A 15,036-nucleotide genomic window follows, 5' to 3' on the forward strand; every position below is an offset into this window, starting at 1 on the left:
GAGCAAGCTCGACGTTACGGGTTGCCGTCGTCCAGGCTGATGATGCCGCGGCGCAGGGCCTGGGTGACCGCGTGGGTGCGGTCACCCACCCCCAGCTTGTCCATCAGGCTCTTCATGTGCGCCTTCACGGTCTGCTCGGAGATCTGCATGCGCTCGCCGATGCGCTTGTTGGACAGGCCGCTGGCCACGTGGCGCAGTACTTCGGTTTCCCGCGGCGACAGGCGGTCTTCCACCACGTGCGCGGCGATGCTGGCGGCCACTTCGGCCGGAATGGCCGCGCGGCGGCCGTCGGCGACGGTGCGGATGGTATCCACCAGTTCGTGGCGCAGCATGTCTTTCAGCAGATAGGCACTGGCGCCGGCCTGCAGTGCGCGCACCGCACGCACGTCGCCGCGGTAAGTGGTCAGCACGATGATGCGCGCGCGCGGATCGAGCGCGCGGATCCGCACGATGGCTTCCACGCCATCCAGGCGTGGCATCTGCAGGTCCATCAGCACCACGTCCGGCTGCAGCTGCTGGTAGCGGGCGACGGCTTCCTCGCCGTCTGCGGCTTCGCCCAGCAGGCGAAGGTCGGCATGCGCGCCCAGCAGGGCGGCCAGGCCATCGCGCAGCAGGGGGTGGTCATCGACCACCAGTACGCCGATGGGGGCAAGGGAATCAGTCATGGGTGGGGCGGCTCCAGGGCCAGCGCCAGCGTGGCGCGCGTCGTTGGTACAGGCGGCGGCCGGGTACGGCCAGCGCGACTTCGGTGCCCAGGCCAGGGCGGGTCCACAGCTGCAGTTCGGCGCCCAGCCGCTGTGCACGCTCGCGCATGCCCTGCAGGCCCCAGTGGCCGTGGCTGGCGCCGGGGTCGGCAATGCCGATGCCATCGTCGCGCACGTGCAGCAGGAAGCTGCGTGGGCCGTAGGACAGCTCCACTTCGATGGCGCTGGCCTGGGCATGGCGCAAGGCGTTGCGGATGGCCTCGCGGCCGATCAGGAACACTTCCTCGGCGGCGTCGGTCTGCAGGGGCGGTGGGGTGCCTTCCACGGTCAGGCGCAGCGGATTGGTGCCTTCGCCAGCGTACTCGGCATGCACATCGGCCAACGCCGTGGCCAGGTCGCGGCCACTGAACGGACCATCGCGCAGCGCGTTCACGCGTTCGCGGCCTTCGGCCAGGTTGCGCTCGGCCAGCTGCATGGCCGATTCCAGCTGTGCGCGCACCGGTTCCGGGGTGCGTTCGGATTGGCTGATGGCATGCAGGCGCAGGATCAGGCCCTGGCTGCCCTGCAGCAGGGTGTCGTGCAGGTCGCGGGCAATGCGTTCGCGCTCGCCGTGGCGTTCCTGCAGGCGGGCGCGGAACAGCGCGGCCAGCTGGCCACTGCGCACGCGCACGGCCATGGCCAGCACCAACAGCACCGCCAGCGCGCACAGCAGTTTGAACCACACCGTCTGCACGAAGGTGGGGGCGATGCGGAAGCTGCGGCTGGCCGGCTCCTGGCTCCAGACGCCGTCCTCGTTGGCCGCTTCCACTTCGAAGCGGTAGCTGCCGGCGGCCAGGTTGGTGTAGTAGGCACGGGTGCTGCTGCCGGCATCCTGCCAGCTGTCATCCACCCCGGACAGGCGGTAGCGATAGCGGTTGCGTTCGGGCCGTGCCAGTGACAACGCCACGAAATCGATCTGCAGCTGGGTGGTGCCGGCCGGCAGTTGCAGGCCTTCGGTCAGCGGCTGGTGCGTATCGCCGTAGAGCACATCGCCGATACGAACGCCCGGGGCCTGGGTGTCGATATGGTTCTGGGTGGTGTCCAGCCAGGCCAGCCCCTGGTTGGTGGCCAGCCACAGCAGGCCGTCGGCGGCCAGCACCGCAGTGGGAATGGGGCCACTCTGCAGGGCGATGCCCGGCATCCCATCCACCGCATCGAACAGGCGCGGGCTCAGCGGCGTGCCCTGCAGCAGCGCGCTGCGCAGGGTGGTTTCCTGCAGGCGTACCAGGCCGCGGCTGCCGTTCAACCAGACCCGGCCGCGGCCATCAACCACGATGCCGGTAATACCCTCCAGCACGCCGGCCAGGTCGGTGCGCACGCTCATGAACCGGCCGTCGCCGATCCGTACCGACAGGCCCGACTCACCGGCAACCATCAGCAGGTCACGGTGTTGCAGCAGGGCGGTGATCGGGCCCACGTCCAGCCCCTGCGCGGTGCCGTAGGTGGCTACGCCGCTGCTGTCCAGGCGGCGCACGCGCCCATCGGCATACCCCAGCAGCAGGCTGCCATCGCTGCCCTGGGCCAGGCTGGAGCAGGCACGCTCGGGCAGGCGCGGTTCGCGCAGCCAGTGCCCGGCCTGGTAATGCAGCACGGCCTGTTCGCCCGCACAGACCCATGCATTGTCGTTGTCAGGGAACAGCAGGGCGTGGCTGGGCTGGCCGGTGAACGGCGCAGGCAGCGGAATGCGCGTGGTCTTCCCGGCGTCGGTGCGGGCCAGGTTCACCCAGTCGAACTGCCACATCGGGCGCGCTTCCCGGCGCGCGGCGGCCTGCAGCTCCTGCGCGCTGCGGTCCAGCAGCTGCCGGCGCAGATCGTAGGGCTGCAGGTCTTCGCCATAGCCGTACACGCGGCCATCGTCGGTGCGCACCAGCGAGCGGTACGGGTCGGTCGGTCCGACGGCCAGGGTCTGCACGCTGCGCGCGCGGAAGCGGTTCAAACCCAGGTTGGTGCCCACCCAGATATTGCCTTCGCGATCGAGCACCACCGGTACCGCCGACGTGGCGGTCAGGCCTTCGGCGGTATCGAAGCGCTCAATGCCGGTGGCGGTGTCGCCGTCGAAGCTGACCCGGGCCACGCCACCGTGCGGGCTGAAGGTCGCCCACAGGTCACCATTGGCGGTGAACTGCATGCGCGATGCGAGCAGGCCGGGCAGGCGTCGCGCCTCGCGCTCGCTGGCCGGCAGCAAGCCGTTGCGGTCGGCCAGCGGCAGGGTGCCGCGGTTGCGGTCGGCCAGCCACACTTCGCCACGCGGGCTCTCGGCCAACGTGGACATCTGCGAGACGGTGATGCCAGTCGAGGTGAAGCGTGAGGCACCGGCCGGGCGCGACCAGACCTGCAGGTCGGCCAAGACCCACAACGTGCCGTGGCTGTCCTGGAACACCCACTGCACGCGGCGGTCGGGCAGGCCGGTGCTGGCATCGGCCTGCCAGCGCTGCCCGTCGAACCAGCGCAGGCCGCCGTTCACTGCGGCCCACAGCCGCCCATTGCGATCGTGCTCGAAGCGCGGCACCACGCCCACGGGAACACCCTGGGCGCGACCGTAGTTGTCCAGCCGCCCGGGCTGGTTGTGGCTGATGCCCGCCTGGAAATAACCGATCCACAGGCCCTGCTGCGGGTCGCGCGCCAGGGTGACCATGTTGGTCGAAGGGAAGCGCTGGCCTGCCGGCGCTGCCTGGCGCTCGAAGCGGCGGCCATCGAAGCGGTAGAGACCCGAGCCGGTGGCCAGCCACAGCAGACCGTCGCGGTCCTGCGCGATATCCCAGATATCGCCCGGTGCGCCCTGGCCCACGCGCCAGGCCGTGTGCTGGTAGCCGGGCATGCCGGTGCTGACCGGCGGCTGCTGCACGGCCAGCGCCGTCGCCGGCAACGCCAGCGACAGGCAGCAGATCAGCCCCTGCAGGCACTGCAGGAAAGAGCGGGGGAGGGCGCGCATGCCGTCATTCTGGCAGGTGCGGGGCAGCGCGGGGTGACCCGAACGGGGCAGGCGCCCAGCGTGTGGGTGCGCTATCACATCGCCATGGAGCAGGGAGGCCACCGATGCAACGTTTGTTCGTGATGTTCCCCGACCGCGCGCCGGGGATCGGTCTGCTGTGGCTGCGCCTGTGCCTGGCGGCGGCGCTCTGGCCGGCGCAGGCGCCTGGCAGTGGGGTCTGGCTGGTCTGCATGGCCGCGCAGGTGCTGTTGCTGCTGGGCTGGCTGACCCCGCTGGCGGTGCCCTTGGCCCTGCTTGGGCTGTGGCTGCAGGCCGCGCCGTGGCCGCTGCTGGCATTGCCGGTGGCGCTGTTCCTGCTGGGCCCCGGGGCCTATTCAGTGGATGCACGCCAGTTCGGCCGGCGTGTGCTGGAGCGCGGGCCTCCCCCAAAAGGGTGAGTGGCACGCTGGACCGTCGGGGGTAGGGCGCGGCATGACCGCAGCGCACCATGAAGGCCCCTGTCGCGGTGCATTCGCATGGCCCTGCAAACTCCGCCTGCGTTCGCGGTAGACGCGCTTGCCCCGAACCAATCGGCCGCCCTGCAGCGCGCCCTGCGTTACATCGACGAACACCTGTCGCAGCCGCTGCGGGTGACCGAGTTGGCCGAAGTGGCCTGCGTCAGCCGCTTTCATCTGGTGCGCCTGTTCCGCACCGGTACCGGTGCCAGCCCACTGCGCTATGTGCGCCGCCGGCGCATTGAACGGGCCCGCCAACTGCTGCCGGACAGCACCGGTTCCATGTCCCACCTGGCCCAGCACCTGGGCTTCTTCGACCAGAGCCATTTCGTGCGCAGTTTCCGCGCCGAGACCGGCTGCAGCCCGGGCCAGTACCTGGCCGGTGACGCCGCCCTGCGGCTGCCTGCCGAGCGCGCCAGCGGCCGCCTGACGCCCCCGCCTTCAACCACCCCTGGAGTCTGACCATGACCACCGCAACCGCCACCCCCGCCAAGGCCCTGCTGTCGCCCACCGACCACGCCCTGGTGCTGATCGACTACCAATCGCAGATGGCCTTCGCCACGCACACCATCGACATCTCGGCCCTGCGCAACAACGTCTCGCTGATCAGCAAGGGCGCCAAGGGCTTCAACGTGCCGGTGGTGCTGACCACCGTGGCCGAGAAGTCGTTCTCCGGCCCGATGTTCCCGGAACTGCCGGAAATCTTCCCCGGCCAGACCGTGTTCGACCGCACCTCGATGAACACCTGGGAAGACCAGCCGGTGATCGATGAGATCAACCGCATCGGCAAGCGCCGCCTGGTGCTGGGTGGCCTGTGGACCAGCGTCTGCATCGTCGGCCCGACCCTGTCGGCGCTGGAGCAGGGCTTCGAGGTCTACGTGATCACCGACGCCTGTGGCGACGTGAGCGACGAAGCGCACGAGCGCGCCATCACCCGCATGGTGCAGGCCGGTGCCGTGCCGATCACCAGCGTGCAGTACCTGCTGGAACTGCAGCGCGACTGGGCCCGCGCTGAAACCTATGGCCTGACCACCGGCATCGCCCGCGACCACGCCGGCGGCTACGGCATCGGCATCCAGTACGCCAAGACCATGTTCGGCGCACAGGAAGGCGGTCACTGAGCATGACCAGCAGTCACGGCCTGGACCTGGCCTTGCTGATGCTGCGCGTGGCGGCAGGTGGATTCCTGCTGCCACATGCACTGGGCAAGCTGCTGGGCTGGTTCGGCGGCCCCGGCTTGGCTGGCTTCGCCGGCGAACTGCGCGGCTTTGGCCTGCCCTCGGCCGCGCCCCTGCCGTTGCTGCTGGCGCTGTTGCAGGTGCTGTCCGGCCTGGCCGTGCTGCTGGGCTGGCAGACCCGCGTGGCCGCCCTGGCGGCGGCCGCGTTCATTGGCTTCACCGCGGTGCTGGCCCTGCCCAAGGGCTGGTTCTGGATGCGCGGTGGCGTCGAATATCCGCTGATGTGGACCTTCGTCCTGCTGGCCATCGCCTGCGCCGGGCCCGGTGCCTGGGCGCTGGATGGCCCGCTGCTGCAGGGAGACCTTGCATGAGTTCCGACCCCCACCATCCCGGCCGCCGCAACGTCGTGCTGGGTGCCGGCGCCGCGCTGGCGCTGGGCCTGGCCGGCACTGCCGCCGGCGCCATCGAATCAACATCCAAGGAGCGCCGCATGAGCACGCTGGTCATCCGCAATGCCCGTATCACCACGCTGGACCCGCAACGCCCGCACGCGCAGGCACTGGCCGTGCAGGAAGGCCGCATCGTCGCCGTGGGCAGTGATGAGGAGATCATGCGTGCCTGGGGCAACGAGGCCACCATCCTGGATGCGCAGGGCCGTCGCCTGGTTCCCGGGTTGAATGACAGCCATACCCACCTGATCCGCGGTGGCCTGAACTACAACCTGGAGCTGCGCTGGGACGGCCTGCGCTCGCTGGCCGACGCCATGGCCATGCTGAAGGCGCAGGTCGATCGCACGCCGGCGCCGCAATGGGTGCGCGTGGTCGGCGGCTTCACCGCCAGCCAGTTCACGGAAAAGCGCCTGCCGACCCTGCAGGAACTCAATGACATCGCGCCGGATACGCCGGTGTTCCTGCTGCACCTGTACGACCGCGCGCTGTTGAACCGCGCCGCGCTGCGTGCCTGCGGCTACACCAAGGACACCCCGGACCCGCCGGGCGGGCAGATCGTGCGCGATTCGCTGGGCAACCCGACCGGCCTGCTGCTGGCCAAGCCCAACGCGCTCATCCTGTATGCCACGCTGGCCAAGGGCCCGCGCCTGCCGGTGGAATACCAGGCCAATTCCACCCGCCACTTCATGCGCGAACTGAACCGCCTGGGCATCACCTCGGTGATCGATGCCGGTGGTGGGTTCCAGAACTACCCCGAGGATTACCAGGTCATCGAGCAGCTGCATCGCGATGGCCAGCTGACGGTGCGCATCGCCTACAACCTGTTCACCCAGAACAAGGGTAACGAGGTGAACGATTTCCGCGGCTGGAGCGAGATCCTGCAGCCGCGCCAGGGCGATGACCTGCTGCGCCACAACGGCGCCGGCGAGATGCTGGTGTTCTCGGCGGCCGACTTCGAGCTGTTCAACGAGCCGCGCCCGGAACTGCCGCCGGAGCTGGAGCCCGAACTGCACGACGTGGTCAAGCTGCTGGTGGAAAAGCGCTGGCCGTTCCGCATCCACGCCACCTACGATGAAAGCATCACCCGCATCCTGGACGTGTACGAACAGGTGAACCGCGAGGTGCCGTTCGATGGCCTGCACTGGTTCATCGACCACGCCGAAACCATCACCCCGCGCAACATCGAGCGTATCCGCGCGCTGGGCGGCGGCATTGCCGTGCAGCACCGCATGGCTTACCAGGGCGAGGCCTTCGTGCAGCGCTACGGTGTGCAGGCCGCGCGCCACACCCCGCCGGTCAAGCGCATGCTGGCCGAGGGCGTGCCGGTGGGCGCCGGTACCGATGCCACGCGCGTGGCCAGCTACAACCCGTGGGTGGCGCTGTCGTGGCTGGTGACCGGGCGCACCGTGGGTGGGCTGGCGCTGTACGGCGACGAGAACCTGCTGGAACGCGAACAGGCCCTGCGCCTGTGGACCCAGGGCAGCGCGTGGTTCTCTGGCGACGAAGCGGTGAAGGGCACGCTGAAGGAAGGCCAGCTGGCCGATTTCATCGTGCTGTCGGCCGATTTCTTCCGCGTGGACGATGCGCAGATTGCCGATATCACCAGCCTGCTGACCGTGGTCGGCGGCCGCATCGTGCATGCCGACGGCGACTACGCCGGGCTGGCCCCGCAGTTGCCGCCGGCCATGCCGGACTGGTCGCCGGTGAACAAGTTCGGCGGCTACCACGTGGGTGGCGCGGCAACCGGATTGGCTGCGGCCCACCGCCATCATCACGGCGCCGCCTGCGGCACCCACGGTGCGCACGGCCACGCCGCCCACCACGCCGCACCGACCGATGATCTGACTGCGTTCTGGGGCGCCATGGGGTGCTCGTGCTTCGCGTTCTGACCCTGGCTGCGTTGGCCGCGCCGTCGCTGGCGCTGGCCTGCGACGGCGGCGCCTGCACGGCAGTGGGCGATGGCCAGCTGCAGTGGGATGCCTCGGTGCGCGTGCGTGGGCTGTACTACGACCCCACGCGCTTCGGCGTGGGCGGCGGCGAGGACGGCTACGGCCTGCTGCGCGCGCTGGCCGCGGCCACCTACCGCCGTGATGACTGGGAAGCGAAGCTGCAGCTGGGCGTGCACGCCGAGGACGGCAAGGCTGGCGGCCCCGGCCGCACCGATCGCAGCGCGCTGGATGTGCAGCAGGCTTACTGGCGCTGGCAGGGTGAAGGCTGGCACGTGCAGCTGGGCCGGCAGGAAGCCGGCTACGGCAGCTCGCGGCTGCTGTCCGTGCGCGATGGCCCGAACATCCGCCTGGCCTTCGATGGTGCGCGCGTTGGCTGGAGCGGGCGCCTGGGACAGCTGGACCTGTTGGCGCTGCGCCCGGTGGAAAACCGCCCCGGTGCGTTCGATGACCGCGGCGAACACGGCGCCCACCTGTGGGGCGCCTATGCCACCACCGCGCGTGGACATGGTGCCGGGCAGTGGGATGTCTACTCGCTGGACTACCGCCGTGACGGTGCGCGCTTCGCCGCTGGCACGGGCGTGGAGCGGCGGCAGACCGTGGGCACGCGCTGGTTTGGCCAGGCCGGTGGCCTGGACTGGAACACCGAACTGGTGGCCCAGGGCGGTGAGCTGCGCACGGCCGGTGCCGATCTGGACATCCGTGCGTGGACCATCGCCACGGACACGGGTTGGCGCTGGTCGGCGTTGCCGCTGCAACCGCGGCTGGGCCTGAAGGCCGACCTGGCCAGTGGCGATGGCAACCTGCATGACGGCCGGCTGGGCACGTTCAACGCGCTGTTCCCCAAATCGGCGTACTTCAGCGAGGCCAGCCTGTTGGCGCCGGCCAACCTGATGGACGTGCAACCGACGCTGGCGCTGCGGCCGGACCCGAAGGTCACCACCGAACTGGGCGTGCAGATGGCCTGGAAGCACCGCCGCGCCGATGCGGTCTACACCACCCCCGCGCCGCTGTCGGCGCTGCCCGGCAGTGCCGGTGGCGCACGCCGCATCGGCACCCAATACAAATCCGAAACCCGCTGGCAAGCCAGCGAACACTGGCAATGGCAGCTGCAGCTGGCCTGGGTCGATGCCGGTCCTGCACTGAAGCAGGCCGGCGGCCAGGACACCCTGTTCGCCTCGATCGTTGGAGCATGGCAATGGTGAACGCAACCGCGTCACAACCTTCCCCCCAGGCCGCAGGTGCCTGGTCCCCGCTGAAAGTCAGCATGTTCCGGGCCCTGTGGCTGGCGATCCTGGCCAGCAACATCGGCACCTGGGTGAACGACGTCGCCGCGGCCTGGGTGATGGCCGAGCGCACCGGCTCGCCGCTGATGGTGGCCCTGGTGCAGTCGGCCACCACGGTGCCGATCGTGCTGCTGGCGCTGGCCGCCGGTACCCTGGCCGACATTGTTGACCGCCGCAAATACCTGTTGTTCACCCAGGGCTGGATGCTGCTGGTGGCGGCGGTGATGGCCACGCTGACCGCGTTCGACCTGCTGACCCCCAACCTGCTGGTGCTGCTGACCTTCTGCATGGGCTGTGGTGCGGCCATGGCCATGCCGGCGCAGGCTGCGATCGTCTCTGAACTGGTGCCGCAGCCGATGCTGGCCTCGGCGGTAGCGCTGAATTCGATCGGCATCAACATCGCCCGTTCGATCGGCCCGGCCATCGGCGGCGTGATCGTGGCGCAGCTGGGTGCGGTGTGGGCCTTCGGCTTCAATGCCGTCACCTTCGCCGCCATGCTGTTCGTGGTCTGGGGCTGGAAGCGCGACCCGAAGGCATCGAGCCTGCCGCCGGAAGGCTTCGGCGCGGGCCTGAAGGCCGGCCTGCGCTATGCCAGCCGTGCCGGTCGCCTGCAGGCGGTGCTGATCAAGTCGGTGGGCTTCTTCTTCTTCGCCGCAGCGATGAACGCGATGCTGCCGGTGGTGGTGCGTGGGCAGATGCATGGCGGGGCAGGGCAGTACGGCATCCTGCTGGGCTGCATTGGCATCGGTGCGGTGGGCGGTGCGCTGCTGCTGCCGAAACTGCGCGCCAAACTTGATCGCGACCTGCTGGTGCTGCTGGCGACGCTGGCGCTGGCGTGCAGCCTGGTCGGCCTGGCCCTGACCCGCAGCTGGTACGTGCTGCCGGTGGTGATGCTGGTCAATGGCTTCGCCTGGATCACGGTACTGTCCTCGCTGCAGATCGCGGCGCAGACGGCGGTGCCGGCATGGGTGCGTGCACGTGCGCTGGCGCTGTACATCATGGTGTTCTCGGCCGGCATGGCGGCCGGTGGCCTGAGCTGGGGCGCACTGGCCCAGCGCACTTCACCGGAACTGGCCCTGCTGGTGGCGGCCGTGGGCGCGGTGGTGGGCGGCCTGCTGGTCTGGCGCGTGCGCATTGCCGGTACCGAAGAACTGAACCTGCGCCCGGCCGGGCATTGGCCGGCGCCGGAGCTGGCAGTGCCGGTGTCGCATGATCGCGGCCCGGTGCTGGTGACGGTGGAATACCGCATCGAATCCGGCGACCGCGCACTGTTCCAGGCGCAGATGCGCGCGCTGGGCACGATCCGCCGTCGTGACGGTGCCGTGGTGTGGGGCGTGGTGGAAGACGTGGCAACGCCGGGCGTACACCTGGAGTATTTCGTGACCCCGTCGTGGCTGGAGCACCTGCGCCAGCATGAGCGCATTACCGCCGACGACAAGGCGATCCAGGAAACGCTGCGCGGCCTGCACCGTGGTGAGCGTGGACCGATCGTGCGGCATTTCGTGGGTGGGCAGGATCCGTTGCCGGCCAACGTGCCGCACCATCACAGCGATATCTGAGAGCGGTCGCCGGGCATGGCCCGGCGCTACCGTGCAGGGGCGGCGGCGCGCTGGGCGCCGCCGCGATGGATCACTTGCGTGCGAACGCCAGCAGGTCGGCGTTGAACTGGTCGGCGTGGGTGACGGTCAGGCCGTGCGGCGCGCCCGCGTAGACCTTCAGCTCGGCATCCTTGATGATCTGCGAGGACAGCTTGGCCGAGGCATCGAACGGCACGATCTGATCATCGTCGCCATGCACCACCAGCGCCGGCACATCGATCTTCTGCAGATCGGCGGTGTAATCCACTTCCGAGAACTCGTGGATGCAGTCGTACTGACCCTTCACGCCGCCCAGCATGCCCTGCTGCCAGAACGAATCGCGCATGCCCTGGGTAACGGCATTGCCGTCGCGGTTGGCGCCGAAGAATGGCGTGGTCAGGTCCTTGAAGAACTGCGAGCGGTCACCGGCGGTGCCCTTGCGGATACCGTCGAACACCTCCAGCGGGGTGCCGGCCGGGTTGCTGGCGGTCTTCAGCATCAGCGGCGGCACTGCGCCGACCAGCACCACCTTGGCCACGCGCTTGCTGCCGTGGCGGCCAACGTAGTGCGCCACTTCGCCACCACCGGTGGAATGGCCGACCAGGATGGCGTCGTGCAGGTCCAGTGCTTCGATCACCGCGGCCAGGTCATCGGCGTAGGTGTCCATGTTGTTGCCGTCCCAGGTCTGGCTGGAACGGCCGTGGCTGCGGCGGTCATGGGCGATCACGCGGTAGCCGTTCTGGCCCATGAACAGCATCTGCGGGTCCCAGGCATCGGACGACAGCGGCCAGCCGTGGGCGAACACGACCGGCTGGCCGGTGCCCCAGTCCTTGTAGAAGATGCGGGCGCCGTCTTTGACGGTAACGAAGTTGCTCATGTTGGATTCCTTTGGCGGAAGGTGGCAGGCACCGGTCGCGGTGACCGGTGTAAGTGCAGTACAGCGCAGCCTGTTCCGCCGGCATTGCACGGCTGTGGCAGGAAGTCGCATTGGCCTCTGGCGGCACACTGGATTGGGCGGAACCATGCCGGCAAGGAGGGCGTCATGAGCCGAGTGATGGCAGGCGCGGTGCTCGCGCTGTTGTTGGCCGTGCCGGTGCAGGCACAGACCAACGTCTACAAATGTATTGACGGCCCGCACGCGGTCTATCAGCAGACCCCGTGCCAGGGCCAGGCTGAATGGAAGTGGCAGGTGCCTGCGGAGGCGTCTCCGGCCAGGCCGGCCGTACCGGCGGCCACGGCACGCCCACGCAAGCGTCGCGCAGGAACGGCACGGGCGGTGCTGATTCCCATCGAGCGCGATCCGGACGGTTGCAGTCGTGCGCGCCAGCGGCGGGCGGATGCGCTGCGGCCGGATTATCTGCAGCAGCGACAGCTCGACGACGCTGTGCGTGCGGCCTGCCGTTGAGCGCACATGAAAACGGCACCCGAGGGTGCCGTTTGCGACATGCGTGGCCGCAAGGCGCGAGGGCTCAGTGGCCGTCGCCGCCAGCGCCAGCGCCAGACGCGGCATCGGCCTTGGGCAGGCTCAGTTCCGGGTTGCCCTGTTCGGCCTGCAGGATCTGGATGCGACGCTGCAGGGCATCGAGCTGGCTGTTGGTGCTCTGCACGTCGGTGCTCAGGCTGACCGCCTGCTGCTGTGCCTGCTGCAGCGCCGCGCTGACCTGCGCCGACTGCGCCTGCTGCTGTTCCATTTCCTGCTGCAGGGTGCGCAGGCGCTCTTCGTTGTAGGCCACCAGGCGTTCGGTGTAGCGCTTGCCCGCTTCCAGACGGGTGGTGTCGATATACACCTGGGCCAGCTGCTCGGTCTGCTGCACGAAGGTGCGGTACACGCGCTCGGCGTTGTCCACCGCATCGGTCTTGATCACGCGCCAGAAATTCTTTTCCTGGAACAGCGCCACGTAGTAGGTAAGCGTGTTGGCGTTGAACAGCAGGCTGGCGCCGTAGTTGCCGTTGTAGGTGGTGCGCAGTTCGGTCAGTTGCTGGGCATCCATCAACTGCTTCAGTTCGTCCACCGTGTTGCGCACCACCGGGGCCGGGCGTGCCGGTTCGGCAGCGGCCTGGCGGTCGCCACGGGCGGCCATGGCCGACGGTGCCGCCAGAATCATGGCCGTGGCCAGCAGCGCTACCGCGCGCGGGTACCGGGCGAAGACAGTGCCCCCTGAAATTTCTCGCATGTCTGGACCATCCACGAACGTAGTGTGGTTGAGATGAATGTGATTCCCCGCCCGGAGTCTAGCATGGGCGGGCGCGGCGCCAAGCCGGGCGGCGGCGCTCAGTAGACCAGCTGCGCGGGCGTGCACTGGATCGACTGCACCTGCACATCGGTGCGGCCAAGCTCCAGCCCCAGCAGGCTGGCCAGGGTGCCGCTCAGCAGTGCGCCCACGCTGTTCAACACCGGCTTCAGCGCGGCCAGCACCGGGGTCAGTACCGCGCACAGCAGGCCACTGCAGTTGACGGCGTTGCCCGGCGTGGTCACGCCGCCGCCGGCGTACTGGTCCAGGAAACCGGCCGGGGCGGTCTGGATGTAAGCGGCCAGGTTGTTGCGGACGCAGCCGTTGTAGTTCACCAGATTGCTGATCAGGCTGTCGCAGCGGTTGATCAGCAGCCCGCCCAGCAGCGAACCCAGCACGCCGTCGAGCACGCCCAGGCCCTGGCCGGTGACGGTGGTGCGGTAGCCATCCCACACCGGGCCATCCTTGCGGCACGTGGTGAGGTACAGCGGCGGGCAGGCGTAGGGCACGCCCTGGGTGACGGTCCAGGTGCCCAGCGGGTTCAATTGGCGGCTGGCATCGCCGTCGCGCAGCAGTGGAATCACCTTGTCCACGTCGTAGCGTCCGCCGGTGGGGTGCGCAGCGGCCAGGTAGCGGTCGGCCAGCGCCTTGGCCGTATCGCTGGAACTCATGCCCTGCTGCGGGCTCTGCAGCATGCCCGACAGCACGCGCAGCAGCTCGTTGACCAGATCGGACACCGCCGTGCCCACCGCCAACGGGTTGATCCGGGTGGAACCGGTCTGCCCGGCGGCCAGGGTGAGATCCTGTTGCGCGGTCAGCGCCGGCAGGGTGATGCGGTCATTGATCAGCGGCTGGCCCAGCAGGGTCAGCAACTGCTCGCTCTGCAGGGTGGCATCGCAGACGTTCTGCTTGGAAAAGCGATCGGCCTCGGCAATCCTGCCTACGCAGGCACGCAGCACCGACGAATCCACGCGGATGGTGGCGGTGGGCGGCGCGGCACCGCATTGCAGCGATGTCAGCGTGCCCATCGCATTGGTCACGTCCACGTGCAGCGGCAGCTTCAGGCGGGTGCCCAGCAGGTTCAGCAGCGCGCCCACGGCCGGCACGCGGTTGCTGTCCACGTCCACCATCAGCCGCACCTGCGCGTTGTAGGCGCGCGCGCCAACGCCGCCGATGGCGATGGAGGGGGGCTCGATCACGCCTGCCTTGACCTCGATGCCGACCAGGTTCAACCCGCTGATCTGCACGCCGTTGTTGTCGTTGGCAATGGAAATGGCGGTGTTCAACAGGTCCAGCACATTGACCTTCGATTCCAGCGCGCTGCCGATGGTGCCGTCGGGCGAGATGACTTCGGCAAACAGGCCGCCGCCACCGCTTTGGCTGCCCAGCGCGATGTTCAGCTGGTTGATGTCCAGGCCGGTGGACACCAGGCTGGACAGCGCCTGCAGCTGCACGCCGGCGGTGCTGTTGCGGCCCACGACTTCGGCGGTGGCGTTGACCAGCTGCGCCAGCGATACGCGGTTCAACGCCAGCAGGCGATTGAAATCGGCCACGCTCAGATCGGCGGTGACCGGAATGCCCAGCGCCTGCAGCAGGCCCGAAGGCGTAACGCTGACCTGGGCCAGGCCATCGTAGGACAGCACCGTGGCATTGCTCACATCCAGCCCGACCAGGCGCAGGGTGGCCATCAGCGGCGAATTGCCATTGCTGCGCAGCAGCTGCGAGCCCACGCTGAACACCGCGGTGGGTTCGGCGCGGCGCGCGACTGCCTGGGTGCGCACCGTGGGCAGCGTGTTGTTCTGGCCGAAGAACGGCAGCACGCTGCGTTCGGTGGTCACGCGCACGGCGTTGCGCGGATTGGCCGCATCCACGGTGCTGCTGAAGTGGTCCTCGGCGGCGTGGGCGGCATTCCAGTTGCCGCATTGCACCTGCACCTGGCCGGGGAAGCGGTTCTGGTTGACCGCGTTCTGCCGTGCCGCGGTGTTGTCACTGTTGTCGGCGCTGCACAGGTCCAGGCGCTGCGCGCCGGCCAGCGCTGCCAGATCGGCCACCTTCTGTGCATCGCGCTTGGCCCAGTAGAGGTAGCCCACTTCGATCAGGCCGAGCATGGCCACCAGCGCGATCATCACCAGCATCAGGGTGACCGACATGCCGCCACGCTGGCGGCTGAAGGTGATGCGGCGTGACCGGTGCATGGCCG

The 15,036-nt window shown here is 69.0% G+C and carries 13 protein-coding genes; 8 read left to right on the forward strand and 5 right to left on the reverse strand.

Going from position 1 to position 15,036, the window contains the following annotated elements; genetic code table 11:
- Positions 1-14: 14 nt before the first annotated feature.
- Positions 15-665: a response regulator transcription factor gene (locus G4G00_RS09910; protein WP_108753325.1), complete on the reverse strand. Its 651-nt coding sequence runs from the start codon at positions 663-665 to the stop codon at positions 15-17.
- Positions 658-3,675, reverse strand: a complete 3,018-nt coding sequence (locus G4G00_RS09915; protein WP_164273027.1) for a sensor histidine kinase — start codon at positions 3,673-3,675, stop codon at positions 658-660. The genes G4G00_RS09910 and G4G00_RS09915 overlap by 8 nt, the downstream gene beginning before the upstream one ends.
- A 104-nt stretch (positions 3,676-3,779) precedes the next feature.
- On the opposite strand from G4G00_RS09915, the gene G4G00_RS09920 reads away from it, so the two are divergent.
- From G4G00_RS09920 to G4G00_RS09950, 7 genes are all read left to right on the forward strand, one after another.
- Positions 3,780-4,112 (forward strand): hypothetical protein, encoded by a 333-nt coding sequence (locus G4G00_RS09920; protein WP_164273030.1) that lies wholly within the window; start codon positions 3,780-3,782, stop codon positions 4,110-4,112.
- A gap of 78 nt (positions 4,113-4,190) precedes the next feature.
- Positions 4,191-4,631, forward strand: coding sequence for an AraC family transcriptional regulator (locus G4G00_RS09925; protein WP_164273033.1), 441 nt, complete (start codon positions 4,191-4,193; stop codon positions 4,629-4,631).
- Between the two features lie 2 nt (positions 4,632-4,633).
- Entirely contained in the window at positions 4,634-5,290 is a 657-nt protein-coding gene (locus tag G4G00_RS09930; protein WP_164273036.1) for a hydrolase, read from the forward strand.
- Between the two features lie 2 nt (positions 5,291-5,292).
- Positions 5,293-5,718, forward strand: a complete 426-nt coding sequence (locus G4G00_RS09935; protein WP_164273039.1) for a DoxX family protein — start codon at positions 5,293-5,295, stop codon at positions 5,716-5,718.
- 119 nt (positions 5,719-5,837) lie between these two features.
- Entirely contained in the window at positions 5,838-7,685 is a 1,848-nt protein-coding gene (locus G4G00_RS09940) for an amidohydrolase (protein ID WP_205515549.1), read from the forward strand.
- On the forward strand, positions 7,664-8,947 hold the full coding sequence (locus tag G4G00_RS09945; RefSeq protein WP_164273045.1) for an alginate export family protein: 1,284 nt from the start codon (positions 7,664-7,666) through the stop codon (positions 8,945-8,947). Before G4G00_RS09940 ends, G4G00_RS09945 begins: the two co-directional genes overlap by 22 nt.
- The gene (locus tag G4G00_RS09950; RefSeq protein WP_164273048.1) at positions 8,941-10,587 is read left to right on the forward strand and encodes an MFS transporter; all 1,647 of its coding nucleotides are present in this window, start codon (positions 8,941-8,943) and stop codon (positions 10,585-10,587) included. The genes G4G00_RS09945 and G4G00_RS09950 overlap by 7 nt, the downstream gene beginning before the upstream one ends.
- Positions 10,588-10,657: 70 nt before the next feature.
- Here the strand turns inward: G4G00_RS09950 and G4G00_RS09955 are convergent, their stop codons facing one another.
- Complete coding sequence (locus tag G4G00_RS09955) at positions 10,658-11,482, reverse strand: alpha/beta hydrolase (RefSeq protein ID WP_108749844.1); 825 nt, start codon at positions 11,480-11,482, stop codon at positions 10,658-10,660.
- Positions 11,483-11,647: 165 nt separating this feature from the next.
- Between G4G00_RS09955 and G4G00_RS09960 the strand changes: the two genes are divergently transcribed.
- Positions 11,648-12,010: a hypothetical protein gene (locus tag G4G00_RS09960; RefSeq protein ID WP_164273051.1), complete on the forward strand. Its 363-nt coding sequence runs from the start codon at positions 11,648-11,650 to the stop codon at positions 12,008-12,010.
- A 64-nt stretch (positions 12,011-12,074) separates the two neighbouring features.
- Here the strand turns inward: G4G00_RS09960 and G4G00_RS09965 are convergent, their stop codons facing one another.
- Complete coding sequence (locus tag G4G00_RS09965) at positions 12,075-12,779, reverse strand: DUF2968 domain-containing protein (protein ID WP_108749842.1); 705 nt, start codon at positions 12,777-12,779, stop codon at positions 12,075-12,077.
- A 98-nt stretch (positions 12,780-12,877) separates the two neighbouring features.
- Positions 12,878-15,031, reverse strand: coding sequence for a TadG family pilus assembly protein (locus G4G00_RS09970; protein ID WP_164273054.1), 2,154 nt, complete (start codon positions 15,029-15,031; stop codon positions 12,878-12,880).
- Positions 15,032-15,036: the final 5 nt, after the last annotated feature.

The sequence above is a fragment of the Stenotrophomonas sp. B1-1 genome (assembly GCF_010894375.1).
Lineage (GTDB): Bacteria > Pseudomonadota > Gammaproteobacteria > Xanthomonadales > Xanthomonadaceae > Stenotrophomonas.

What these genes read in the sequence shown, in the direction of transcription:
- G4G00_RS09955 (WP_108749844.1), bottom strand. Translation starts at nt 11,482, where the DNA reads ATGAGCAACTTCGTTACCGTCAAAGACGGCGCCCGCATCTTCTACAAG.
- G4G00_RS09930 (WP_164273036.1), top strand. Translation starts at nt 4,634, where the DNA reads ATGACCACCGCAACCGCCACCCCCGCCAAGGCCCTGCTGTCGCCCACC.
- G4G00_RS09950 (WP_164273048.1), top strand. Translation starts at nt 8,941, where the DNA reads ATGGTGAACGCAACCGCGTCACAACCTTCCCCCCAGGCCGCAGGTGCC.
- G4G00_RS09940 (WP_205515549.1), top strand. Translation starts at nt 5,838, where the DNA reads ATGAGCACGCTGGTCATCCGCAATGCCCGTATCACCACGCTGGACCCG.
- G4G00_RS09935 (WP_164273039.1), top strand. Translation starts at nt 5,293, where the DNA reads ATGACCAGCAGTCACGGCCTGGACCTGGCCTTGCTGATGCTGCGCGTG.
- G4G00_RS09920 (WP_164273030.1), top strand. Translation starts at nt 3,780, where the DNA reads ATGCAACGTTTGTTCGTGATGTTCCCCGACCGCGCGCCGGGGATCGGT.
- G4G00_RS09965 (WP_108749842.1), bottom strand. Translation starts at nt 12,779, where the DNA reads ATGCGAGAAATTTCAGGGGGCACTGTCTTCGCCCGGTACCCGCGCGCG.
- G4G00_RS09915 (WP_164273027.1), bottom strand. Translation starts at nt 3,675, where the DNA reads ATGCGCGCCCTCCCCCGCTCTTTCCTGCAGTGCCTGCAGGGGCTGATC.
- G4G00_RS09910 (WP_108753325.1), bottom strand. Translation starts at nt 665, where the DNA reads ATGACTGATTCCCTTGCCCCCATCGGCGTACTGGTGGTCGATGACCAC.
- G4G00_RS09960 (WP_164273051.1), top strand. Translation starts at nt 11,648, where the DNA reads ATGAGCCGAGTGATGGCAGGCGCGGTGCTCGCGCTGTTGTTGGCCGTG.
- G4G00_RS09925 (WP_164273033.1), top strand. Translation starts at nt 4,191, where the DNA reads ATGGCCCTGCAAACTCCGCCTGCGTTCGCGGTAGACGCGCTTGCCCCG.
- G4G00_RS09970 (WP_164273054.1), bottom strand. Translation starts at nt 15,031, where the DNA reads ATGCACCGGTCACGCCGCATCACCTTCAGCCGCCAGCGTGGCGGCATG.